The 22,194-nt window shown below is 69.0% G+C and carries 25 protein-coding genes and 1 pseudogene; 11 read left to right on the top strand and 15 right to left on the bottom strand.

Annotated features, from left to right (window positions below):
* Positions 1–2: 2 nt before the first annotated feature.
* Together HXX10_RS18045 and HXX10_RS18040 are read right to left on the bottom strand one after the other, a co-directional pair.
* Entirely contained in the window at positions 3–1,268 is a 1,266-nt protein-coding gene (locus HXX10_RS18045) for a caspase family protein (RefSeq protein WP_296524185.1), read from the bottom strand.
* Positions 1,269–1,438: 170 nt separating this feature from the next.
* Entirely contained in the window at positions 1,439–2,509 is a 1,071-nt protein-coding gene (locus HXX10_RS18040) for a DedA family protein (protein ID WP_296524184.1), read from the bottom strand.
* Between the two features lie 297 nt (positions 2,510–2,806).
* Here HXX10_RS18040 and HXX10_RS18035 point away from each other — a divergent pair, with 297 nt between their 5' ends.
* From HXX10_RS18035 to HXX10_RS18020, 4 genes are read left to right on the top strand one after another with little or no spacing between them, the layout of a single operon-like run.
* Entirely contained in the window at positions 2,807–4,051 is a 1,245-nt protein-coding gene (locus tag HXX10_RS18035) for an ABC transporter permease (RefSeq protein ID WP_296524183.1), read from the top strand.
* Between the two features lie 10 nt (positions 4,052–4,061).
* On the top strand, positions 4,062–4,739 hold the full coding sequence (locus HXX10_RS18030; protein ID WP_296524182.1) for an ABC transporter ATP-binding protein: 678 nt from the start codon (positions 4,062–4,064) through the stop codon (positions 4,737–4,739).
* Positions 4,726–5,148, top strand: coding sequence for a hypothetical protein (locus HXX10_RS18025; protein WP_296524181.1), 423 nt, complete (start codon positions 4,726–4,728; stop codon positions 5,146–5,148). Before HXX10_RS18030 ends, HXX10_RS18025 begins: the two co-directional genes overlap by 14 nt.
* A 2-nt stretch (positions 5,149–5,150) precedes the next feature.
* Positions 5,151–6,395 carry an ABC transporter permease gene (locus tag HXX10_RS18020; RefSeq protein WP_296524180.1) on the top strand — a complete coding sequence of 415 codons (1,245 nt, stop codon included), beginning with the start codon at positions 5,151–5,153 and terminating at the stop codon, positions 6,393–6,395.
* A gap of 22 nt (positions 6,396–6,417) precedes the next feature.
* Here the strand turns inward: HXX10_RS18020 and HXX10_RS18015 are convergent, their stop codons facing one another.
* The 3 genes from HXX10_RS18015 to HXX10_RS18005 form a co-directional block, all read right to left on the bottom strand.
* Positions 6,418–7,914, bottom strand: a complete 1,497-nt coding sequence (locus tag HXX10_RS18015; RefSeq protein WP_296524179.1) for a glycosyltransferase family 39 protein — start codon at positions 7,912–7,914, stop codon at positions 6,418–6,420.
* A gap of 200 nt (positions 7,915–8,114) precedes the next feature.
* Complete coding sequence (locus HXX10_RS18010; protein WP_296524178.1) at positions 8,115–8,789, bottom strand: ribonuclease HII; 675 nt, start codon at positions 8,787–8,789, stop codon at positions 8,115–8,117.
* Between the two features lie 142 nt (positions 8,790–8,931).
* Positions 8,932–10,089, bottom strand: coding sequence for a PA0069 family radical SAM protein (locus tag HXX10_RS18005; RefSeq protein ID WP_296524177.1), 1,158 nt, complete (start codon positions 10,087–10,089; stop codon positions 8,932–8,934).
* 147 nt (positions 10,090–10,236) lie between these two features.
* Between HXX10_RS18005 and HXX10_RS18000 the strand changes: the two genes are divergently transcribed.
* Both HXX10_RS18000 and HXX10_RS17995 read left to right on the top strand, forming a co-directional pair.
* Positions 10,237–10,827, top strand: coding sequence for a glycosyltransferase (locus HXX10_RS18000; protein WP_296524176.1), 591 nt, complete (start codon positions 10,237–10,239; stop codon positions 10,825–10,827).
* A gap of 74 nt (positions 10,828–10,901) precedes the next feature.
* Positions 10,902–11,891, top strand: a complete 990-nt coding sequence (locus tag HXX10_RS17995) for a helix-turn-helix domain-containing GNAT family N-acetyltransferase (RefSeq protein ID WP_296524175.1) — start codon at positions 10,902–10,904, stop codon at positions 11,889–11,891.
* 147 nt (positions 11,892–12,038) lie between these two features.
* On the opposite strand, the gene moaB is transcribed toward HXX10_RS17995, so the two are convergent.
* The 4 genes from moaB to HXX10_RS17975 form a co-directional block, all read right to left on the bottom strand.
* Positions 12,039–12,602, bottom strand: coding sequence for a molybdenum cofactor biosynthesis protein B (moaB, locus tag HXX10_RS17990; RefSeq protein WP_296524174.1), 564 nt, complete (start codon positions 12,600–12,602; stop codon positions 12,039–12,041).
* A gap of 111 nt (positions 12,603–12,713) precedes the next feature.
* A complete protein-coding gene (locus tag HXX10_RS17985) occupies positions 12,714–13,067 on the bottom strand; it encodes a hypothetical protein (RefSeq protein ID WP_296524173.1) in 354 nt (117 codons plus the stop codon).
* Positions 13,068–13,081: 14 nt separating this feature from the next.
* Complete coding sequence (locus HXX10_RS17980) at positions 13,082–14,005, bottom strand: neutral zinc metallopeptidase (RefSeq protein WP_296524172.1); 924 nt, start codon at positions 14,003–14,005, stop codon at positions 13,082–13,084.
* Complete coding sequence (locus HXX10_RS17975; RefSeq protein WP_296524171.1) at positions 13,992–14,282, bottom strand: hypothetical protein; 291 nt, start codon at positions 14,280–14,282, stop codon at positions 13,992–13,994. The genes HXX10_RS17980 and HXX10_RS17975 overlap by 14 nt, the downstream gene beginning before the upstream one ends.
* Positions 14,283–14,298: 16 nt before the next feature.
* Between HXX10_RS17975 and HXX10_RS17970 the strand changes: the two genes are divergently transcribed.
* Positions 14,299–15,438 (top strand): site-specific DNA-methyltransferase, encoded by a 1,140-nt coding sequence (locus HXX10_RS17970; RefSeq protein ID WP_296524170.1) that lies wholly within the window; start codon positions 14,299–14,301, stop codon positions 15,436–15,438.
* 21 nt (positions 15,439–15,459) lie between these two features.
* On the opposite strand, the gene HXX10_RS17965 is transcribed toward HXX10_RS17970, so the two are convergent.
* The 3 genes from HXX10_RS17965 to HXX10_RS17955 form a co-directional block, all read right to left on the bottom strand.
* Positions 15,460–16,191 (bottom strand): hypothetical protein, encoded by a 732-nt coding sequence (locus HXX10_RS17965; protein WP_296524169.1) that lies wholly within the window; start codon positions 16,189–16,191, stop codon positions 15,460–15,462.
* A 169-nt stretch (positions 16,192–16,360) separates the two neighbouring features.
* Complete coding sequence (locus HXX10_RS17960) at positions 16,361–16,870, bottom strand: GNAT family N-acetyltransferase (protein ID WP_367141997.1); 510 nt, start codon at positions 16,868–16,870, stop codon at positions 16,361–16,363.
* On the bottom strand, positions 16,870–17,157 hold the full coding sequence (locus HXX10_RS17955; RefSeq protein ID WP_296524167.1) for a DUF1778 domain-containing protein: 288 nt from the start codon (positions 17,155–17,157) through the stop codon (positions 16,870–16,872). The genes HXX10_RS17960 and HXX10_RS17955 overlap by 1 nt, the downstream gene beginning before the upstream one ends.
* Before the next feature lie 89 nt (positions 17,158–17,246).
* On the opposite strand from HXX10_RS17955, the pseudogene HXX10_RS17950 reads away from it, so the two are divergent.
* Positions 17,247–17,381, top strand: a pseudogene (locus HXX10_RS17950) (modification methylase); the annotation flags it as partial.
* A 76-nt stretch (positions 17,382–17,457) separates the two neighbouring features.
* Here HXX10_RS17950 and HXX10_RS17945 read toward each other — a convergent pair.
* On the bottom strand, positions 17,458–17,859 hold the full coding sequence (locus HXX10_RS17945; RefSeq protein WP_296524166.1) for a DUF3597 domain-containing protein: 402 nt from the start codon (positions 17,857–17,859) through the stop codon (positions 17,458–17,460).
* A 520-nt stretch (positions 17,860–18,379) separates the two neighbouring features.
* Here HXX10_RS17945 and aqpZ point away from each other — a divergent pair.
* Entirely contained in the window at positions 18,380–19,111 is a 732-nt protein-coding gene (gene aqpZ, locus HXX10_RS17940) for an aquaporin Z (RefSeq protein WP_296524165.1), read from the top strand.
* Between the two features lie 146 nt (positions 19,112–19,257).
* On the opposite strand, the gene HXX10_RS17935 is transcribed toward aqpZ, so the two are convergent.
* Together HXX10_RS17935 and mutY are read right to left on the bottom strand one after the other, a co-directional pair.
* Entirely contained in the window at positions 19,258–19,608 is a 351-nt protein-coding gene (locus HXX10_RS17935; protein ID WP_296524164.1) for a RidA family protein, read from the bottom strand.
* Complete coding sequence (mutY, locus tag HXX10_RS17930) at positions 19,605–20,810, bottom strand: A/G-specific adenine glycosylase (protein WP_296524163.1); 1,206 nt, start codon at positions 20,808–20,810, stop codon at positions 19,605–19,607. The genes HXX10_RS17935 and mutY overlap by 4 nt, the downstream gene beginning before the upstream one ends.
* A 27-nt stretch (positions 20,811–20,837) precedes the next feature.
* Between mutY and HXX10_RS17925 the strand changes: the two genes are divergently transcribed.
* The gene (locus tag HXX10_RS17925; protein WP_296524162.1) at positions 20,838–21,317 is read left to right on the top strand and encodes a DUF721 domain-containing protein; all 480 of its coding nucleotides are present in this window, start codon (positions 20,838–20,840) and stop codon (positions 21,315–21,317) included.
* Between the two features lie 191 nt (positions 21,318–21,508).
* Positions 21,509–22,153 (top strand): DsbA family protein, encoded by a 645-nt coding sequence (locus HXX10_RS17920; protein WP_296524161.1) that lies wholly within the window; start codon positions 21,509–21,511, stop codon positions 22,151–22,153.
* The last annotated feature ends 41 nt before the right edge of the window (positions 22,154–22,194 follow it).

The following is a 22,194-nucleotide window of genomic DNA, read 5'->3' as shown; positions in this document are numbered from 1 at the left end:
CGTCACCGCCAGGCCTGGAGCTGCGCGATGCGCGACTCGTAGACGGCGATCAGGCAGGGCTCGCCGTCGCCACAGGCGGCGCGCTGCTTCAGCCAGGCGCGCTGCTCGTCGCGCAGGACGATCTGCTGGTCGGGACGCAGCCGGCCGCGCACCACCGTGTAGAGTGCATCGAGATTACGATCGAGCCGGGAGAGGCGATCGCTGCGGCAGATCGCCTGCTCGACGATGCCACGATCGGTGGCGCAGTCGAAGCTCGGCGGCACCGGTGGCAGCGTGGCGACGACCGGCGGCGGCGGGGGTTGCGGCTGCCGCGGCTCGGGCGCGACCGGCGGGCGTTCTCGCCGCAGCTCCTCCAGGCGGGCCCGCGCCATGCTGCCGTAGGGCGTCGGGCCGAACTGACGGACGAAGTCCTCCAGCACGGCGATGCTGGTGGTGTCCTTGGTGACGGCCCAGGCGCGCTCGGCGTCGCTGCCGGCCGCCCCGACGGGCGGCGCCTGCGGCGCCGAGGGAAGCGGCTCCGCCTGCGTTCCGGAAAAGTAGAACGTGCCGGCGATCGGCGAGGACGACACCCAGGGCTGCTGGGCGCCGGCGGTCGAGCGTTTCACCGCCAGTCCGACCTCGTTGAAGGTCTGGAAGATGTCGAGGCCGGCGCGGCGGATCGTCTGGGCGAGCGCCGCCGTGTAGGGGCTGTTGCCGCTCTGCCCGTCGAGCGCGACATTGCCGGGCTGGGTGGCGAACGAGATCAGGGTGCCTTCCGGCGCCTGCATCTGGGCGAGGCCGCCGGCGGTCGCACGCAGGCCGCGGCCGCCGAACGGGTTGTTGCGGCAGGCGTCGAGGATGACGAGATTGAGCCGCGTGCCGGCCGCCTCCATCTGGCGCAGCACCAGGGCGGTGTCGAGCATCTGGAAGTCGATGTCGGCCTCGCGCACCGGGTTCGCCCCGACCGGCACCAGATAGTTGGCGCCGCGCACCTGCACGCCGTGCCCCGCATAATAGAACAGGCCGACATCGGCGCCCTGCAGGGCAGTCCCGAAGGCCTGCACGGCGGCATCGAGCGCGCTCTTGTCGAGATCGAGCTGCGCCGCCCCGCCGACCAGCGTGAAGCCGAGCGAGCGCAGCGTCTGCGCCATCAGGCGGGCGTCGTTGACCGGATTGTCGAGCGGCGAGATGGACCGATAGGCGCCGTTGCCGACCACCAGAGCGACGCGGGTGTCGGCGACGGCCGGCGCCGCGGCCGCAAGGCCGGTGAGGACCAGGACGACGGCCATCCACCCGCGCAAACCCCCCTCCCGACGACGCCGTATGGTCGCGCGATGCCGAGCACGCCGCGCTGTTTCGCAGTACACCGCCCCGGGTGCCGGCGAGTCAATGCGACAGCGACCGGCATGCGATCGCGGCCAGGCGATCATCCGCCGCGGCGCTATTGTTTCGCGCAGGGCTATCCGGCCGCAACGGTCGTTCGTCGGAACGCGAGCACGGCCGACCCGGCGACGACCACGAGGGCCAGGAACAAGAGGCTGAGATTGGTGAGGAAGCCGGCTGCCGCGTCGAGATCGCTGCCGACGAGCCAGCCGAGCCCCATATAGGCGGCCGCCCAGGCGACGCGTCCGAGCACCGCGACCATCAGGAACGCGACAAGACGAAAGCGGATCACGCCCGCAAAAAGATTGGCAATCGAGCTGAGATACGACACGAAGGTCCGCGTGATGAAGACGGTGACGAGGCCCCAGCGGTCGAACAGCTCGTGGACATGGGCGTGACGCCCGGGCGTATATCCGATCCAGCGGCCGCGCCTTTCCAGGAACTCGAGGCTCAGCATGCGGCCGAGTCCGTAGCCGACGACATCGCCTGCCACCGATGCGACCACGGCGATCGCACCGGCCCACATCAAGTCCATGCGGCCTTGCGCAGCCAGCGACCCGGCGAGCGCCATGGCGATCCCGGTCGGCAAGGGCACGCCGACCGCGCCGAGCAGAATGGTGAAGCCGAGCGCGGCGTATCCGGAGATCAGCAGCCAGGTGAGGATCCCTTCGGAAATCGCGCCGAACCAGGTCGACGAGCCGGTCTCGTGGTCGGCCTCGCCGACAGGCATGTGCTCGGCGATGACCCGCTGGACCCGCTGGACATACTGCGGCGGTGAGATGCGCGCTTCCTCGGCAAGGGACTTCAGGCTCCTGCCGGTGTCGACGTCGGGCGGGAGCTGGAGCCCTTTGCCCAGGGACGCTTCCGAAACGCGGTAGGCCGTGGAGACGTATTTGAGCGTCATCCAGCCACGAATGCCACTGGTCCTCGGAGCGCCGACATCATACGCTGAACGTAGCAACTGGAACGAACGATAGGTGCGGTACCCGAAGAGCGCGGTCGCAACCAGCGCCAGGATCAACATGCAGGTGGCGAGCAGGCGAACCCGGTTCATCTCGAGATATCTGACAGTGCCCCGCGGACAGCACAATAGCGTCGCCTCGTCCGGAGCGCGCCCGATAATCGATCCCTGGCGCATCGCTGCCATTGCGCCCATGTAAAGTTTCGTGAAGCCGCCTGCTCGGCGACACGCGAGCGCCGGGGGCGTGCACTCCCCACCGCATCGGCGGCGAGATCGCGCGGCCTATGGCAGGTTCCGAACCCGAGCCGGGGCTCGGCATCGACCATTCCGGCCTCCAGCACAGCCCCAGGACGTCGGCTTTACATAACTTTACAGCAGGGAGACGGACGCGACATCATCAAAGCCCATTGGTGACCTGCGGCCCCCGCAGCGGTCAGGGATGGTCGTCGTGACCTGGACGCTCAGTTCAAGGCATTCCCGCACATGTGGCTCAATTACGCACTCCGCGAACTCTTGTTCCGCCGCAGCCGGTCGCTGGTCACCGTTCTGAGCATTGCGGTGGCCGTGATCGCGGCCGTGCTTCTGACCGCCCTCGCGGCGTCCTACGCCCGCGCGATCCGCGCTCCGGTCGAGACCGTCGGGGCCGACGTCGTCGTCCAGATCACCGGCGATATTCCGCCGAAGCTCGAGGGGCTCGTCTTTCCGCACCCGAACGCCCTGGTGCCCGCGGCTGCAACCGCGACCATCGGCAGGATGGCGGGCGTCATCTCGGTGACCCGTGGGGTCTACATGTGGGAGCTGGCGCCGGATCATTATCAATCGGTGCTCGGCATCGAGGACGGTGAGGCCGGCCTCGGCTCGCTGTCCTCACGGCTGATCGCCGGCAAGCCCCTGCACCCGGGTGACCGCGCGATCTTGCTCGACAGCGATTTCGCCTCCAAGAACGGCGTGCAGGTCGGGGCCGAGCTCGATATCGGCGGAACCAAATTCCCCGTCGCCGGCATCGTCGATGCGGCCCGCGGCGGCAAGGTCGTGCGGGCCGACGTCTACATGCCGCTCGCCCCGGCGCAAGAGCTAGCCGCAGGCGCCCCGATGGTGCAGGCGCTCTATCCGTTCCGACGCGACGACGCCAACCTGTTGCTGGTCAAGGTCGACCGCCAGACCCTCGAAAGTGTCGTCGACAGGACCGTCGCAATGCTCGGCAAGAAGGGGATCGTGTCGAGCGAACTGTCGTTCCGCGAGGCCCTGAGCGGCGTCCTGTTCCTCTCGCAACGCATGGGACTGATCGTCGCCGTCGTGATCGGCGTCTTCGCGGCAGCCTTCGTGCTGCGCGCCACCGCTTCAGCGATCGCGGAACGGCGCCGGGAACTGGCCGTCCTGCAGGCGGTCGGTTGGCCGTGGCGGCTGATCCGCCGGCAAGTCCTCATTGAGAACGGCATGCTCGCGCTCGCCGGTGTGGCCCTCGGCGTGCTTCTCGCGGTTCTGATTGCGGCGGCGCTCGGCCATATCTCGGTGACGCTCGATCTGCCCTGGGATCTGAGCTCGACCCCGCATTTCATCCCCGACGCGACGCTCGACCGCACCCAGACCATCACGGTGCCGATCACGGTGCCCTGGGAGGCGGCGGTGATCGCGGCCGCCGGCGGCGTCATGGTCGCCCTGGCCGCGGCACTCGCCCTCGCCGCCTCGCCTCCGCCGCAGCCCTGGTCGCTCCTGCGCAGCGAATAGGAGAAACGCCATGAACGAGGCAATCATCCAAGTCGACGGCGTAACCAAGCGGTATGGCACCCTCGCGGTCCTCAACGGCATCGACCTGTCGGTCCCGGCCGGACGCTTCGCTGCCGTCATCGGCAAGTCAGGATCCGGCAAGAGCACGCTGCTCGGGGTCGTCTCCGGGCTGGAGAAGGCGGACAGCGGCCGCGTGCTCATCCAGGGGCACGATCTGTCGCAGCTCGACGAACCGCAGATGGCCGATCTCCGGCGGCAGACGATCGGCATCGTGTTCCAGAGCTTCAACCTCATCCCGTCGCTTTCGGCTCTGGAAAACGTCCTGCTGCCGACCTTCTTCGAAAAGGAAGGCACGGCTGCCGACCGCCGCAAACGGGCTACCGACCTCCTTGCGCAGGTGGGACTCGGCGACCGGATGCACCACCGCCCGTCGCAGTTGAGCGGCGGCGAGCAGCAGCGCGTCGCGATCGCCCGCGCGCTGGTCAATCGCCCGGCGATTCTGCTCGCGGACGAGCCGACCGGAAACCTCGACGCCGAAACCGGCGCCGGCGTGCTCGGCCTGTTGCTCGACATGAGCCGCATTTTTGCAACGACGCTACTGATCGTGACCCACGATCTCGATGTCGCCGGCAAGGCCGACATGACCATCGAGATGAAGGACGGGAGAATCCAGCATGGCAACGCGTAGAGACGTCCTCCTCCTGATCGGCGCCGCCGGACTCCCCTTCTTGGCCGGTCACGCCGCCGCCGCCGAGCCGACCATCGAGCTGCTCGCAATGGGGCATTGGCCGGTGCAGAGCGCGCTGAAGCCAGTGCGCGAGGTTCTCGCCAAGTACGACGGCCGCGTGAAGGTCGTCGATCTCGACATCGAAAGCCCCGACGGCGAAAGGCGGGCGAAAGCCGTCGGATTGAAGGGACACATCCCGATCGTGATCCTGATCGCCGGCAGCAAGAGCTTCAAGCGGGCGGACGGCAAGACCATCGAGTTCGTCAACTTCCCGGCTTCGGCCGGCAATCCGATGGGCCTGAACGGCACCTGGAGCGTCGCCGATTTCGAGGTGGCGCTGCGTGCCGCCCTCGGCGAGAAGGCGGACTGACGATGTGCCGCCTCGTGCACTGGCGCTACCTGGCGAACGAGCTGACCTATCGCTGGCGGCGAACCGCGCTTCTGGTCGGCGGCATCGCGCTCGCGGCCACCCTCGTCGTCATGCTCGATGTCCTCGGGCGCTCCTTCGCCGACGTCGCGACCGTCCCGTTCCGCAGCCTCGGCGCAAACCTGATCGTGCAGCGCAACGCCGTCCAGACGTCCGTCCCGAAGCAGATGGGCATCATGCTGCCCTACTCGGCGCAGCCGATCACGCAGGAGGAAGCGACCCGGCTCGCCTCCGAGCCGGGCGTGTCACAAAGCGCCGGCTTCGTGCTGCTCTGGAATCTGGGTGCCGGCCGCTTCTATTCGATCAGCGGCATCCCGCTCGACCCGAATGCTCCCGCGCTCGGTCCGGGCCGGATACGGGAGTGGCTGATCAACGGCCGCCTGCCGGAGGCCGGCAAGCCGGAGATCCTCGTCGAGCGGCACTACGGCGCCTTCTACCGCCTCGATCCCGGCCGCACCGTCGAGATCGGCGGCAAGACCTTCACGGTCGTCGGCGTGATCGACATCAAGGAAGGCAGCCAGATCGCATCGAGCAACTTCTACATGGACATCGGCGAGGCCCGCACGCTCGCCGGGCTGCCCGAGGGGCTGGTCAATCAGGTCTTCCTCGACGTCGCCGACATTGCCGACACCGAGACGGTGAAACAGCGCATTGCCGGCTGGCTGCCGCACGCCTCGGTCGCCTCGCCCGGAACCATGCTGCAACTGTTCGGCGGGGTCTCGCAGACGATCGGCCGCTTCGGTCCGATTGCGGTCGGCGTCGGTGCGGCTGCTGCGCTGGCCTTGGGCGCCATGCTGGTGCTCGGCGTCGTCTCCGAGCGCCGGCGGGAGCTGGCGCTCCTGCGCGTGCTCGGCTGGAGCAGTGGCCAGGTGCGCCGCCAGATGGCCGTCGAGATGACGGCACAGGGGCTCCTGGCCGGGCTGGCCGCGCTCGTTCTCGTCGCGTTCGGCCTCGAGATGCTCGCCCGGGCCACGATCACCCTGCCGGCCAGCCTGGGCGGCGAGAACCCGGTCGATTTCGCGGCCGGTGGCTTTCGCGCCGCCAGCAGTGTCGTTCACTTGCCCGTCGGAACCCGCGTCTGGGACTGGATCTCACCGCCGATCATCGCGGCGGCGGCGTGCGGAGCATGGGGCTGGCTGTGGTCGGGCGGCACCACCAGTTCGAGCCTCTGGGCCGCCATCAAAACGTAGTGACCGGAGGCGCAAGCGCCCCTCACTGCGGGCGCAGCATGCCCCAGCCGATGCGCATCAGCGGCAGGCGGCCCTGCACGACGCGGGTGAAGGTCTGCGGGACCTCGGCCACCAGGTCGGGGAAGCGCGCCTTGATGTCGGGCGGCACCGTCGTCGAGGTGTCGGTGGTCGGCCACAGCACGATCGCGCCCTTGCGGCGCAGCTCGTCGCCGTTGATCCAGGGGGTGCGGTCGGGCGCCGCGTCGAAATAGAAGCTCGGCCGCGACGGCGCCGCGATGGCGACCAGGCTGGCCAGCCGCGGCTCGCCGGCGACGATCGCCAGCGGCTTGCCGGTGCGGCGCTCGAAGGTCTCGCCGAAGAATTTTCCGATCGCATTGGCCGGCTGGGAGATCGGCACGTCCGTCGTGGAGACGAACGGCAGGACCGCGACCGCGGCGGCGGCGATCACGGGCGGCGCCACCAGCAGGAGGCTCCAGGCGATGCTGGTGAGGCCCTGTCGCTGCAGCACGATGGTGTTGCCGGCCAGGACCACGATGGCGAGGCCGGACAGCACCACATAGGGCCCGAGCCCGCCGATCGGCCCGCGGTCGCCCATGAAGGCGCCGATCGTGATCGCGGCGAGCGGCAGTGCCGCGGCAAAGAACAGCACGAAACGGCGCTCCAGCCCGGTGATGGGTTTTCGCGCGAATGTCGGAGCCTTGTCCTTGGGCGGACGCAGGCCGACCGCGATCAAGGCGAGCAGCAGCGCACCCACATGGGCGAGCACCAGGCCGCCCAGGAGCTGGCCGCCCTGCAGCAGCGGATCGAGCGCCGCCACGCCGTAGCGCCCCGTCCACACGCCCCACATGCCCGACATGTCGACCCACAAAAGGTGCGGAAACACGATGACGCCGATCAGGAACAGCCCCACCCAGGGCTCGATGCCGAGCAGCATCTCGCGGCCGCGCCGGCTCGTCCCGGTGAAGATGGCGATGGCCGCGAGCAGGATCAGGCCCGCATACATGGTGAGCAGCAGCAGCGCGAGCCCGACCGCCAGGACATACCAGGCGCTGCGCCGTCCCTCCCCGATCACCCGCCAGTAATGCCGCAGCACGAAGACGGTGAGCGGCATCGCAAGAATGGGCGGCCCGAAATCCGGCGTCGGCACGGTGAGCGCGGCGATGCCGACCATCAGCAGCACCGCCATGGCGGCGTGCTGGGCACCGACGATGGCGCGGCCGAGCGTGAACACGCCCCAATAGGTCGAGATCACGCAGGCCTGCGAGAGCAGATAGACGCCGGCCGTCCCGGCGATCGCGAAGGCGATCTCGGCGAGCCAGCTCGCCAGCGGCGGCCCCCAATAGGAGCCGAGCTGGAACTCGTGGCCGACCGCGATCATCAGCGGCAGATTGCCGGGCGGCGCCGAGTAGAACAGCGTCGGCACCAGCCACCACAGCGTCGCCTGGACGAGCGCGGCCGTCCACACCACGAGGCGCGGATTGGCGCGGATCAGCTCGACGAACAGGGAGACGTGCAACATCGGCGGCAGTTCGTCGCGGTTCGGGCGTCGGGACGGGAGCGGAACGGGATCATGGGCGCCGTCCCCGCGGCGGCACCCTGGCGGCGGCCGTCCGGGGGCGCCGGCCGTGCTCAGCGTGGTAGCAAACCCCGCCCCGTCTAGGAAGCGATCCGGTGCACGCCGGATGCCGCATCGGCGTCCACGGGGCTTGCGCCAGGCTCTTAGGCGGTGGATTCGCCGCACACCGCCCGCACCGGCGCGAAGGAGCGGCGGTGATGCGGGGTCGCACCGAACTCGACCAGGGCCCGCTTGTGCGCGGGGACGCCGTAGCCCATGTGGCGTTCGAACCCATAGCCCGGACAGGCGGCACCGACCTGCTCCATCAGCCGGTCGCGCGTCACCTTGGCGACGATCGAGGCGGCCGCGATGGACAGCACCAGGGCGTCGCCGGAGACCACGGCCTCGCAGTCGCAGCCGGCATCGATGCGGTCGCAGCCGTCGACGAAGACGAGCTTCGGCGCGATCGGCAGCGCCCGGACGGCACGCGCCAGCGCCCACAGCGAGGCCTGGCGGATATTGTCGCGGTCGATGCGGGCGGTCGAGCCGAGCGCGATGCCGACCTCGGCCACGGCGCAGATGCGCTCATAGAGAACGGCGCGGCGCTCCGCCGTGAGCTTCTTGGAATCGTCGAGCCCACGCGGGATTCTCTTCGGGTCGAGGATCACGGCGGCGGCCACCACGGGTCCGGCCAGCGGCCCGCGGCCGGCCTCGTCGCAACCGGCGACCGGCCACAGCCCGCGTTTCAAGGCACGCCGTTCGCGCAAAAATGTCGGGCGCACCGGCTCCTCGGCAAGCGGCAGGCGCGGCGTGGCGGCGGGATCCGGACGGCGACTCATAGTGTGAGGGTGGTCGGAAAGAGCAATGGAGGCAACCGCCCGGACAGGACGGATTTGCCCTTTCGGGGGCGTCGCGCAGCCGGTCCGGCTGCCTTCGGCCCGCCCGATGACACGCTCCGCAGCAAGCCGGCGCAGGCCCGTCTCAGAACATCTCGAGCTGCTTCGACGCTTTTGCGGGCGGCGTAAAATGCTCGACCGTCAGGGCGGTGCGGCGAAGATTGAGGCCGAGCCGGTCGCAGGCCTTTTCGAAGCGGCGGCCCAGCATCCAGGCATAGGGGCCCGAGCCGGTCATGCGCTGGCCGAACTTGGCGTCGTAGTCCTTGCCGCCGCGCATCTGGCGGATCAGCGTGAAGACGTGGCGCTCGCGGTCGGGGAAATGCGTGACCAGCCATTCGCGGAACAGATCGCGCACCTCCAGCGGCAACCGCAGCAGCACGTAGCCGGCGCCTTCGACACCGGCCGCCGCGGCGGCATCGAGGATGCGCTCGATCTCGGCGTCGTTGATGGCCGGCACCACGGGCGCGACCATCACGGTCGCCGGGACGCCGGCCTCGGCGAGCGCCCGCAGGGCGGCGAGCCGGCGCGACGGCGTCGGCGCCCGCGGCTCCATGGTGCGCGCCAGCGCCGGATCGAGGGTCGTCACCGACACGGCGACGCGGACCAGCCGTCGCTCCGCCATGCGCGACAGAATGTCGAGATCGCGACGAATCAGGTCCGACTTGGTGACGATGCCGACCGGGTGGCCGGCCTTCTCCAGCACCTCGAGGATGCGCCGCATCAGGCCGGTCTTGCGCTCGATCGGCTGGTACGGGTCGGTGTTGGTGCCGATCGCGATGGTCTTCGGCACATAGCCGCGCATCGACAGCTCGCGCTCCAGAAGCTCGGGCGCGTCCGGCTTCATGAACAGCTTCGATTCGAAGTCGAGGCCGGGCGACAGGCCCAGATAGGCGTGGGTCGGCCGGGCGAAGCAGTAGACGCAGCCGTGCTCGCAGCCGCGATAGGGGTTGATCGAGCGGTCGAACGAGATGTCGGGCGACTCGTTCCTGGTGATCACCTTGCGGGCCGTGTCGGTCGCCACCGTGGTGGCGAAGGGCGGCAGCTCGTCGAGGCTCTGCCAGCCGTCGTCGAAGGCGACGCGGGCGACCGGCTCGAAGCGGCCGGTCTGGTTCGACACGGCGCCGCGGCCGCGCCGCCGATCCGGCGCGATCGGGGCTGTCGGCGGGGAGGCGGCGTCGGCGCCGAGACGGGGCTCGGTGGGGGCCGGGGCGGGCAGGCGGCGAAGGGCGGAGGTTGCGCTCATGAGCGGAATCTAGTCATCGGACACGAACAAAACAAGAACAATTAACCGTGATGTCGATCCCCCGCCGGGCGCGGAAATTCTCGCGATGCGATCGAGTTTTGGCTGCCGCATCACTATAGTGGCCGCGGGAAGGCAGGGCACGAGGTCATGCTGAGCGTCGTCATTCCGGCCCGCGATTGCGAGCGGCCGCTGGTTCGCACCCTTGCTGCGCTGGTCGGCGCGGCTGTGGCCGGCACGGTGCGCGAGGTGATCGTCGCCGAGGGCGGCTCCCAGGACGATACTGCGCAGGTCGCCGAGATCGCCGGCTGCACCGTGCTGGTCTCGACCGCGCCGCTCGGAGCGCGGCTGCGCGACGCGGTGGCGGCGGCGCGCAGCCCTTGGCTCTTGTTCCTGCGCCCCGGCACCATGCCGGACAGCGGCTGGATCGAGGAGACCACGCGGTTCGTCGAGGATGCCGAGCGGCGCGGCCGCATCGACACGGCCGCCGTTTTCCGGGCCGAGCCGTTGGGGCGCGCCGGGCCGTCGCTGGCCGGCCAGGCGCTGGCGCTGATGCGCGAGGCGGTCCGCCGCCGCCCGAGTCCCGACCAGGGGCTTCTGATCAACAAGCGGTTCTACGACTCGCTCGGCGGCCATCCGGACCAGGAGAACAGCGAGAGCGCCCTGCTGGGCCGGCTCGGCAGCCGCCGGCTGGTGCGGCTGCGCAGCGGGGTGATCTCCCCCGACGAGACGATCCTCTGATATTATTTGACTTGGTCAACTAATTGTCTGATCGTGACACCCGTTCGTATCGCTGCGTGTCGAGCGAGGTGACCATGACGACCAAGACGGCGACGACCGAGACGGCCCTGTCGGCTGCGCCCCCTTCGACAAATCCGCCCCCTGCCCGCCTCGATGCAGTGCGCCGCTTCAACCGGGCCTATACGCGCCGGATCGGCCTCCTGCAGGACGGGCTGGTCGACACGCCCTACTCGCTCACCGAGGCGCGGGTGCTCTACGAGCTCGCCCAAGTCCCCGAGAGGGGGCCCGGCACCACGGCAACCGCGATCGCGACCAGCCTCGGCCTCGACCACGGCTATCTCAGCCGCATCCTGAAGCGGTTCGAGAAGACCGGGCTGGTCGCAAAAAGCCCGTCGCCGCAGGACGGGCGGCAGAGCCTCCTCACCCTCAGCCCCGCGGGACTCGACGCCTTCCGGGACCTCGACCGCCGCTCCGCGGCGCAGGTCGCCGCCATGCTGGCGCCGCTGCCCGAGGCGGCGCAGCAGCGGCTGGTCGCGGCGATGCGCACCATCGAGACGACGATGGCGCCCGACGGCGGAGCCGCGGCCGTCGTGCTGCGCCCGCACCGCACCGGCGACATGGGCTTCGTGCTGGCGAGCCACGCCGCCGTCTACGGCGCCGAGCAGGGCTGGGGCGCGGCCTTCGAGGCGCTGGTCGCGGACATTCTCGCCGACTTCCTCCGCCGCTTCGATCCGTCGCGCGAAAATTGCTGGATCGCCGAGCGTGACGGCACCCCGGTCGGCAGCGTGTTCCTGGTCGACGGCGGCGACGAGATCGCCAAGCTGCGGCTCCTGCTCGTCGTGCCGGAGGCGCGCGGCCTTGGCCTCGGCCGCAAGCTGGTCGAGGCGTGCATCCGCTTCGCCCGCGAGCGGCGCTACCGAAAAATCTCGCTGTGGACCCAGAGCATTCTTGTGGAGGCGCGCGGCCTCTACGCGTCGCTCGGCTTCACCCTGGTGAAGCAGGAGCCGCATTGCGCGTTCGCACACGAGCTGTTGGGAGAAACCTGGGAGCTGGAGCTGGCGTAGCGGGAGGCCCTTCGACCCGTCATTCCGGGGCGCGGAACGGCAGGTCCGCGAGCCCGGAATCCATACGCCCGGTGTTGGTGGCTCACGAGAGGCAGGGGCTATGGGTTCCGGGCTCGGCGCTTTTGCGCCGCCCCGGAACGACAGCCTCTACGCCGTCGCGCCCTTGGACTTGGGGCGGCGCAGATGCTCGTCGAGGCGCGGCATGATCTCGACGAAGTTGCAGGGGCGGTAGCGGTAGTCGAGCTGGTGCACCAAAATGGCGTCCCAGGCGTCCTTGCAGGCGCCCGGCGAGCCCGGCAGGCAGAACACGTAGGTGGCGCGGGCGACGCCGGCGGTCGCCCGGGTCTGGATCGCCGAGGTGCCGATCTTCTGGAAGCTGACCAGCAGGAACAGGCTCGAGAAGGCGTCCATGCGCTTCTCGAACAGCGGCTCGACCGCTTCCGGCGTGACGTCGCGCCCGGTGAAGCCGGTGCCGCCCGTGGTGATCACCACGTCGATCTCGGGATCGGCGATCCAGGTTTCGACCCGGCTGCGGATCGCGGCGATGTCGTCGACCACGATGGCGCGCGCCGCCAGCGTGTGGCCGGCCGCCGTGATGCGCTCGACCAGCGTGGCGCCGGACTTGTCGTCCTCGGGCGTGCGGGTGTCCGACACCGTGAGCACCGCGATCTTGAGCGGGACGAACTGCCGCGAATCGTCGAGGCCGGCCATGCGTGTCTCCGTCGTGCCGGCCCGTCCGCGCCCGACGCTGACGGACCGGCGGCGCCACGATGGCGTGCGCCCTCACGGGCGTCAATCGCCGCGGTGGAAAAGCAGGCGCCGTCAGGCCGGCAGGCGCTCGCGCGGCTGGCCGTCGGCGTCGAAGGCGGTGACCCGGTCGTGCTCGTTGTCGATCAACAGCATGAGATCGAAATACCGGATGGTCGGATAGCCGCCGGTGCGGCGCTTCACGCCCTCGCGCCAAGCGTCGTCGTGCGCCCGCTGCGCCGCCTCGACGGACGGCCAGACATAGATGCCGCCGCCGGTGCCTTCGGCCTCGCCGATCCCCAGCATGAAGTGCTTGCGCACGAGCTCGCGGTTGGCGGTCCATTTCGGGATCGTGGTCTCGGCATCGGCGAGCACGCGGGCGCGGTCCCAACCCGCGGGCGACTCGAAGGTCACCAGCTCGATGATCATGTTTCGTCCTTTGCTTACAAATCTGCAGCCCGGAACGTGTTGCAGGCCGCGATGGTACCCTGCTTGAGCCCGGTCTCGAACCAGCGCTGGCGCTGCGCCGAGCTGCCATGCGTGAACGAGTCCGGCACCACCCGGCCGCGCGCCTGCATCTGCAGCCTGTCGTCGCCGATCGCCGCGGCGGTGCGCATCGCCGCCTCCACGTCGCCCGGCTCCAAAAGCTGCCACTGCTTGTCGGAGCGGTTGGCCCACACGCCGGCAAAGCAGTCGGCCTGCAGCTCGACCATCACCTGCAGGTGATTGGCATCGGCCTTGGACATGCCACGCTGGCGCTCCTGCACCTTGGGCAGGATGCCGAGCAGGTTCTGCACGTGGTGGCCGACCTCGTGGGTGATCACATAGGCCTGGGCGAACTGGCACGACCGCGACCCGGCGTCGCAGCCTTTGAAGCGGCGCTCGATATCGCGGAAGAACGAGGTGTCGAGATAGATCTTGCGGTCGGCCGGGCAATAGAACGGCCCCATCGCGGCCTGCGCCACACCGCCGCAAGCCTGGTTGGTGACCTCGTTGTAGAGCACCAGCACCGGCGCCCGGTAGGTCTGGCCCTCCTTGGCGAAGATGTCCTTCCACTGCACGTCGGCGCTGCCGAGCACCCGGGACACGAACTTGCCCATCTGGTCGTCGGGCGCGCCGGTCTGGCGCTGTTGGGTCGACTGCGGCGCCTCGCGCTGGCTGCCGCCGACCATCTCGGCGCCGCCGATCAAGATGCGGGGATCGATCCCGAGCGCCCAGCCGATCAGGCCCAGCACCACGATGGTGCCGATGCCCAGCCCGCCACCGCCCATGCCCATCGGCATGCCGAAGCCGCCCCCGCGACCGCCCCCGTCCTCGCCGCGACGATCCTCGATATTGTCGCTCTCAGGCAGGTTATCCAAGCGCATCGGTTTGCTCCGTCGCCTCGCGCGGCCGGCGGCCGCGGACTTTTTGGACATGCGCGGCACGCGGCCGCGGATCTCTCGGACATGCGCGTTGGTCGGGCGCGCCGGACAGCGGGTTCGGCCTGCGCGCGGCCGGCCGCGCCCGCGGGTGTCCGACGAGAATATGGTCCATGACAATTTGCGGCGCCAGTCCGCCCCGGGGATTAAGCCGATTTTTACCTTGGGCGGCGATGATCTGCGTGTCGGTTGAAGGTCTCGCGTCGCCGATCGCGTCGCTCAAGTACGAGTTCCGAGTCATGGGTGTTACGCGTCGCGGGGCGTCCGCCAGGACGCCCCGCTTAACTCTCGGGGCAACCCCATCGTTCCGTGTCGTGACGGGCGATTGCGTCGCCGAGATGTCGAAGCTCCCGGCCGCATCGGTGGACCTCGTGTTCGCCGACCCGCCGTACAATCTCCAGCTCCAGGGCGACCTCAAGCGCCCCGACGACTCCCGCGTCGACGCCGTCGACGACGCCTGGGACAAGTTCGAGAGCTTTTCCGCCTACGACGATTTCACCCGCGCCTGGCTCCTGGCGTGCCGCCGCGTGATGAAGCCGTCGGCGACCCTGTGGGTCATCGGCTCCTATCACAACATTTTCCGGGTCGGCGCGATCCTGCAGGATCTCGGCTTCTGGATCCTCAACGACGTGATCTGGCGCAAATCGAACCCGATGCCGAATTTCCGCGGGCGTCGCTTCACCAATGCGCATGAGACGATGATCTGGGCGGCCCGCGACCAGGGCGCCAAGGGCTACACGTTCAACTACGAGGCGCTCAAGGCCGGCAACGAGGACGTCCAGGTCCGCTCCGACTGGACGCTGTCGTTGTGCACCGGCGAGGAGCGCCTGAAGGACGGCGCCGGCAAGAAGCTGCATCCGACCCAGAAGCCGGAATCGCTGCTGGCCCGCGTGCTGCTCTCCTCCTCGCGTCCCGACGACCTGGTGCTCGACCCGTTCTGCGGCACCGGCACGACGGGCGCGGTGGCCAAGCGCCTCGGCCGGCGATTCGTCGGCTTCGAGCGCGATTCGGCTTACGCGGCGGCGGCGGAGGCCCGCATGGCCGGCATCCTGCCGCTGCCCGCCGCCTCGCTCGCATCCTTCCAGACGGCGCGCGAGGCGCCCCGCGTCCCCTTCGCGGCGCTGATCGAGCGCGGCATGGTGTCGCCCGGCACGACGCTCACCGATGCGAAGCGCCGCGTGAAGGCTTTGGTGCGCGCCGACGGCGCCGTCAGCTTCGGCGAGACGGTCGGCTCGATCCACCGCATCGGCGCGCTGGCCCAGGGCCTCGACGCCTGCAACGGCTGGACATTCTGGCACGTCGAAACCCCGAAGGGCCTCGCCCCGATCGACACGCTGCGCGCCGCGTTCAGGGCGGAGCAGGCCGTCGCGGCGGAGTAGGACGCGGCCGAGCCGGCCCCGTCATTTTATCCACCCCCGCTCCCTGGCGGTCTTCTCCCATCCCTCGCAATAGATCGTCGGCAGGTCCGGCAGATCCTCATGCGCCTGTATTCGCAGCCTCTCCGCGATGACACCGGGCACGATGTCGTCGACCGGAATCCAGTTCCACGGCTGGCCTCCCCGGGTGTGATCGAGCGATTCCTGATGGCTCATCCCCCCGTTCTTCTCCCAGATCCCGCGGTCGTCGAGGGCGAGTTCCCACGGCGCGTAATGATAATTCCGCCGCACCCTGCCCACACTCGGCTTTCGGAGAACCTGAAAGAAGTGCAAGCCGTGGCACAATTGTTTCGTGGCCCTCGGGTCATCGGCGATGCACGTGATGCCGCGCCGGCTGCACTCCACGTCGGTGAAGTCCGGATTGTGGGGAACGCAGACCGGCGCGTCGCGCGCCCGGCGCCGGACACAGCGTGTGCAGCCGTCGGACCAGTCCGTGCAATAGGGCGATTTCCAGTCCTTCGCCTCTACGTGTCGTGTCGGCTCGACCTCCGCCTGCGGGCGAATTACGATCGGCGGGCCTTTCCGGAACTGCTCAAATATGCCGGAGGAGGTATATAGGAACGACGTCGCGAGCTGGGGCGGAACCGCGGCGCGCTTCACGCCCGCCGTCTCGGCACGAGCCGCGGAGGACATCGCGCCGACGACAGCCCCGGCGAAGACAAACGCGACAACCGCGAGAACCGAGCCGAGCCGCATTGCGACCCCCATCAACGGGCAGAGCAAGCGGACCCTACTCTAACAGCGCGCGCACAGGGTCGCGATCATGGCGGCAGGTTCTCGGTATTTACGTTACCGTAGGATGGCGCCGAGCGGGCGGCGACGGTGGAGCACCTGAACGTTCCTGGTCACGCCGACCCTGTCGACACTAAATCACTTCGGCATCGACGCCCTTCTTGATGGTTCCGAGCGGCAGGAAGAGCGTCGTCGGTCGGCTCGTGAAGGGACGAAATCCCTGGTGCCGGCAGAACGCGGCGGCATTTTCGTCCTTTGCGTCGACGATCAGCGCGAACGCTTTTACGTCGCCCTTCAGAACGCGGAGAGCCGCATCGGCAAGGAGCACGCTGCCGAGACCTTTTCCGCGAAATCCACGGTCGACCGCGAGCCGGCCGACGAGCACCGTCGGGAGAACCGGGTAACGCGGGAGCCGCTTGAGAATCTCGGGCGGAAGATCGTCGGCGCGAACGCTCGAGGCGGCGAGGGTGTAATAGCCGGCCAACGTGCCGGTGCCTTCTTCGACAGCGACCAGACAACTTGCGACGAGCTTTTTGACGTCCTGAGACGCTCGTGTGCGAAGATATTGGTCGAGCGCATCGACGCCACAGGCAAAAGTCGATCTGTCGTGTGCCCCGAGCGGTTCGATAGTGAAGCGGACCATCACCGGGTCTTGGTGATCAGTTCACGGTGCCGGCGCAGCGACCGCCGAAGCGCGGGCGTCGGCTCGGGCGGATCGATAATCGCCTCGGCGAAGACGCGTTGGTCCTCCAGCGACAGCCGAATGATGTGGGCTTCCTCGATCGTCCGGTGAGCAGCGTCCTGCGCCGCGGCGACCACGAAGTCGCTGACACTGCGGCCCTGAATTTCGGCCGCTCGCTTCACGGCCGCCAAGCCGTCGGGCGAAATGCGCGCTTCCAGTCTTGAGGTGCGATTTTGTTCTCTGGCCATCGGGCAACCTCTCCTCCGCCAAAATGTACGTTCATTTACCGTACATTTCAAGAGATGCAGGCCCGACAGCGAAAATGCCTGACGGTGTGCTCGGTGCGCTGGCGCACGGGATCGACGCCTGCAACGGCTGGACTTTTTGGCACGTCGAGACCCCGAAGGGCCTCGCCCCCATCGACACCCTGCGGGCCGCGTTCCGGGCCGAGCAGGCCGTCGCGGCCGAGTAGGCCGGCGACGGAGAGACTCGTCCGCGGCGGCTGGCGCCGCGGACCGATCGTGACTAACGCCGCAGCGCCCGGAAAATCAGCTCTTCAGGTCGTCCGGCACCTTGCCGCCGTTCTCGGCGAGCTTCTGCATCACCTGCTTGTGGAGCCAGACGTTCATGTTGGCGGAATCGTCGAGGTTGCCGGAATAGCGCAGCTCCTTGGCGAGCTCCTTGCGAGCGGCCAGGCTGCTGTCCAGATCGAGCAGCTTCATCAGATCGACGATCGAGCGCCGCCAGTCGAGCTTCTCCTTGTTGTGCGCGGCGAGCTCGGTCAGAACCGCCGCCACGTCGACCGAAGGCTTCGTCCCTCCGGCCGTTGAAGCCGACGACGAGGACGTCGACGGCGCCGCCGAAGGCGACGACCCGGCCGGGGCCGCAGACGGTTCGGCCGCTTTGGCGTGGCCGAAGATGGTCGACATGATCGTGCCGAAGATGCTCATCGATCGCTCCCTGGTGAACTGGTCCCGAAACAACAACATGCCACACGTGTCGAAATCGAGACTCGACGTGCACGTCGTCTGCGCCGCCGCGAGACCTGGCATGCCGCGGTCCGGATCTGTCGATCATGACCGCAAGTGACCTCGCGTCGGCGCCTGCCGGGGCAGGAGGTTTCACATACCGCCGGGTTCAACGCCATGACCTCGGCGATCCGACAGGCCGCGGCCGATAACGAATGCGTGATGTCGTTCCGCTGAACAGGGCTAGTCGTATCCTCCCCGCACCCGGAATTCGGCGATCCGACGGGTCGGATTCGGCTCTGATCAGATCGTGATCGGCCGATTCGGAACACTGCGGCCCGGCCCGGATCCGAACCTGCCGCAAAATCATCGGCCGCATCCCGCGAATCCAGAGGGCATGGCGGCAATCATAATTTCGGCGCGGATATCGCGAACCCGTCGGGGTCTCGTTACGATCGGGCAGCCGTTCGCACGGCAACGGACAATCGGGAGGAGGACACTCATGGATGCGCGGAAACTCGCGGCCGAGGTGATCGGCACGTTCTGGCTCACCTTCGGCGGCTGCGGCAGCGCCGTCATCGCGGCCGGCTTCCCGGAGGTGGGCATCGGCCTGCTCGGGGTGTCCTTCGCGTTCGGCCTGACCGTGCTGACGATGGCCTATGCCGTCGGCCACGTCTCCGGATGCCACCTCAACCCCGCCGTCACGGTCGGGCTCGCGGCCGGCGGACGGTTCCCCGTCGGGCAGGTCGCACCCTACATCGTCGCGCAGGTCGTCGGCGCCGTCATCGGCGCTGGCGTCCTTTATGCGATCGCCAGCGGCACCGCCGATTTCAGCCTGGCGAAGGGCTTCGCCGCGAACGGATACGGCGATCACTCGCCCGGCAAGTACGGCTTGGTCTCCTGCCTGATCGCCGAGATCGTGCTGACCATGATGTTCCTCTTCATCATCATGGGATCGACCCACGGCAAGGCACCTGTCGGCGTCGCGCCGATCGCGATCGGGCTCGGTCTCACCCTCATCCATCTGATCAGCATTCCGGTCACCAACACGTCGGTCAATCCGGCGCGCAGCACGGGGCCGGCGCTGTTCGTCGGCGGCTGGGCGCTGGCGCAGCTCTGGCTGTTCTGGGTCGCGCCCCTGATCGGCGGCGCCGCCGGCGGGCTGCTGTACCGGTGGCTCAGCGCCGAGCCGTCGGCGCAGGTGACGGGAGACACGGCGCGCACAAGACCATGACGGTCGTCGCGTCGACCGGCGGACCGTCGAACCGCCCGCATCGGCGCGCAAGTGCACGGCGCACGCCGTGAACTCGCACGGCGGCCAAGGCCATCTCGAATCGACGTGACGAGCCGCGCCCGCCATGCGGACGCGGCTCGTCGGCCTCACTTCGCCGCCGTCACCTGGATCTCGATCTTCTTCTCCGGGCCCTGCAGCAGCGCCTCGATGCAGGCGCGCACCGGCGTGGCGCCGGGCACCACCCAGGCGTCCCACACGGAGTTCATCTCGTCGACGGTGCGGATGTCCGAGAGCCAGATGGTTGCGGCGAGCAGCTTCGACTTGTCGGTGCCGGCCTCGGCCAGCAGGGCGTCGATCACACCCAGAATTTCGCGCGTCTGCTCGGCGAGGCTTTGGCCCTTGGTCTTGTCGGCCGTGACGCCGCACAGATGGACGGTGTCGCCGTGGATCACGATCTTGCTCATGCGCGGGCCGACCTGCAGGCGCTTTATCGTCATCGTCGTCTCCGGTTTGTCTTGGTGGGATCGGGTTTCTGCGCGTGCGCAGGCGCATCGCCGGACGGCGCTTCGCCGGGTCGAAGATCGATGCCGGCGTGCGCGATCACCTTGCGCATCAGACTCGGGAAGGCTTCGCCGGCGAGATCCTTTCGCGCGATCCAGCGCATCCCTCCGGGCGCGGCGATGCGGTCGGCCACGTCGGCGACGAACACCAGAAGCTCCAGCGGGAAATGCGTGAACACATGCGTGACCACGCCGGGCACGCGCCGCCATTGTCTTCGCGCGACACCGAGATCGGGGGCGTGATCGAGCGACGTCGCCTCGTCGTGATCGCCGGACCATGCGCCGGTCGGCACCTCGGTCATGCCGCCGAGCAGGCCTTCTGCAACCCGCGTGCGCACCAGCACGGCGCCGTCGGCCCGCACGGCGACGAAGGCGGCGCCGCGACGCAAGAGTCCCTCGCGCTTCGGCGCCTTGACGGGAAACGTTTCGGGGTCGCCGCGGCGGCGCGCCAGACACGGCTCGGCCCACGGACACAGCACGCAGGCCGGCGCCTTCGGGGTGCAGATCGTCGCGCCGAGATCCATCAGTGCTTGAGCGAAGTCGCCCGGCCGGTCGGACGGCTCCAGCGCCTCGGCCAGCGCCGTCACCCGTGGCTTGGCGGCCGGCAGCATCTCCTCGACGGCGTGCACGCGGGTCAGCACCCGCTCGACATTGCCGTCGATCGGCACCACCGGCAGGTCGAAGGCGATCGAGGCGACGGCATTCGCCGTGTAGGCGCCGATGCCCGGCAGCGCCCGCAATTCCTCGACGCTGCGTGGAAAAACCCCGCCGTAGCGGTCCACCAGAACCTTGGCGCAGGCGTGCAGGTTGCGGGCGCGGGCGTAATAGCCGAGCCCGGCCCACAGGCGCAGCACCGAATCGAGCTCGGCCTCCGCGAGGTCGCGGACGGTCGGAAACGCCGCCGTGAACTTCTGGAAGTACGGCACCACCGCCTTGACGGTGGTCTGCTGCAGCATGATCTCGGACAGCCACACGGCATAAGGGTCGGCCTTCACGCCCGGCGGCGCCCGCCAGGGCAGCACGCGGCGGTGGCGGTCGTACCAGCCGAGCAGCGCGGCGGCGAGAGCGCCCGGCGAGGGCTCGGCGGCACGAGCTGCGCGACTTGTCTTTCGCCCGGGGGGTGGCGCTGCTACGGTCATGCCGTTCCTGTGACAGAGGCGCGCGCCATGAACAAGCCGGCCCGGTCCCGCCCGCGCCCCCTCGCCGACCTGATCGGCCCTTGCCTGTCGCCCGCCTTCGCACGGCGCGGCTTCGCCGCCACCGAGATCGTCACTCATTGGGACGACATCGTCGGGGCCGAGGTGGCGGCCATCGCCGAGCCGATGAAGATCGAATGGCCGCGCCGGCGCGACGGCGCCGAGCAGGAGCCCGCCACCCTGGTGCTGCGGGTCGAGGGCCCGGCCGCCATCGAGATCCAGCACATGGCCGGCGTCATCGTCGGCCGCATCAACCAGTTTTTCGGCTGGCCGGCGATCGGCCGGCTGGCGCTGCGCCAGGCTCCGCTGGTGCGGCAGGCGCGCAAAAAGCCCCGCCCGGGCCTCGATCCCGCCGCCGTGGCGGCTGCCGCGGCCGCCCTGCCCCCGTTCGCCGACGACGGGCTCAAGGCCGCCCTCGCCCGGCTCGGCGCCGCGGTCAAACGCCGCTGAGCCAGGGTCGCCGCATCGGGTGGCCCGAAGCCGCCCACAACCCGGGCGTTCAAGCGAATGTAAGCGTGGCAATATTGCCACAAATCGCGGCCAGATTGCCTCGGAGCCCTAAACCCGCTAGCCACGCTCGCGGCTGCGCCGACCCGTCGACGTCACGCAGACCGTCTCCGCAGCGACCAGAGCCGAAGAGGATGACCGTGCCCGTCACACGCCGCGAACTCGTCACCAGCGCCTCCTGCCTCGCCGTCGCCGCAGCGATCGGCGCCCCCGTCGCGGCCCGCGCCGACACGGTGGACGTGACGGAGCTGATGCAGCCGAGCAAGCTCGGCGACGTCACGATGGGCGATGCGAACGCCCCCGTCACCATCGTCGAATACGCGTCGATGACGTGCACGCACTGCGCGCACTTCACCCGCGACGTGATGCCGAAGATCAAGGAGCGCTACATCGACAGCGGCAAGGTCCGCTACATCCTGCGCGAGTTCCCGCTCGATCCGCTGGCCGCCGGCGCCTTCATGCTGGCCCGCTGCGCCGGCAACGACAAGTACTACCCGCTGGTCGAGATGCTGTTCCAGCAGTTCGACAAATGGGTGGTGCAGAACCCGATTCCGCCGCTCCTCGGCATCGCCAAGCAGGCCGGCTTCACCCAGCAGAGCTTCGAGGCCTGCCTGCAGAATCAGACCCTGCTGGACGGCATCGACGAGGTGCGCAAGCGCGGCTCGCAGACCTTCAAGATCGAATCGACGCCGACCTTCTTCGTCAACGGCGAGCGCGTCGTCGGCGCCCTGCCGCTCGACGAGTTCAGCAAGATCATCGACAAATATCTCAAGTCGTGACAACGCCTTGAGGCCGACCTGCGGATGTGGCCCGCCGTCCC

The organism is Rhodoplanes sp. (assembly GCF_013377085.1).
Taxonomy (GTDB): domain Bacteria; phylum Pseudomonadota; class Alphaproteobacteria; order Rhizobiales; family Xanthobacteraceae; genus Rhodoplanes.
Note: the sequence above shows the minus strand (reverse complement) of the source record. Positions and strands in the feature narration are given on the sequence as shown.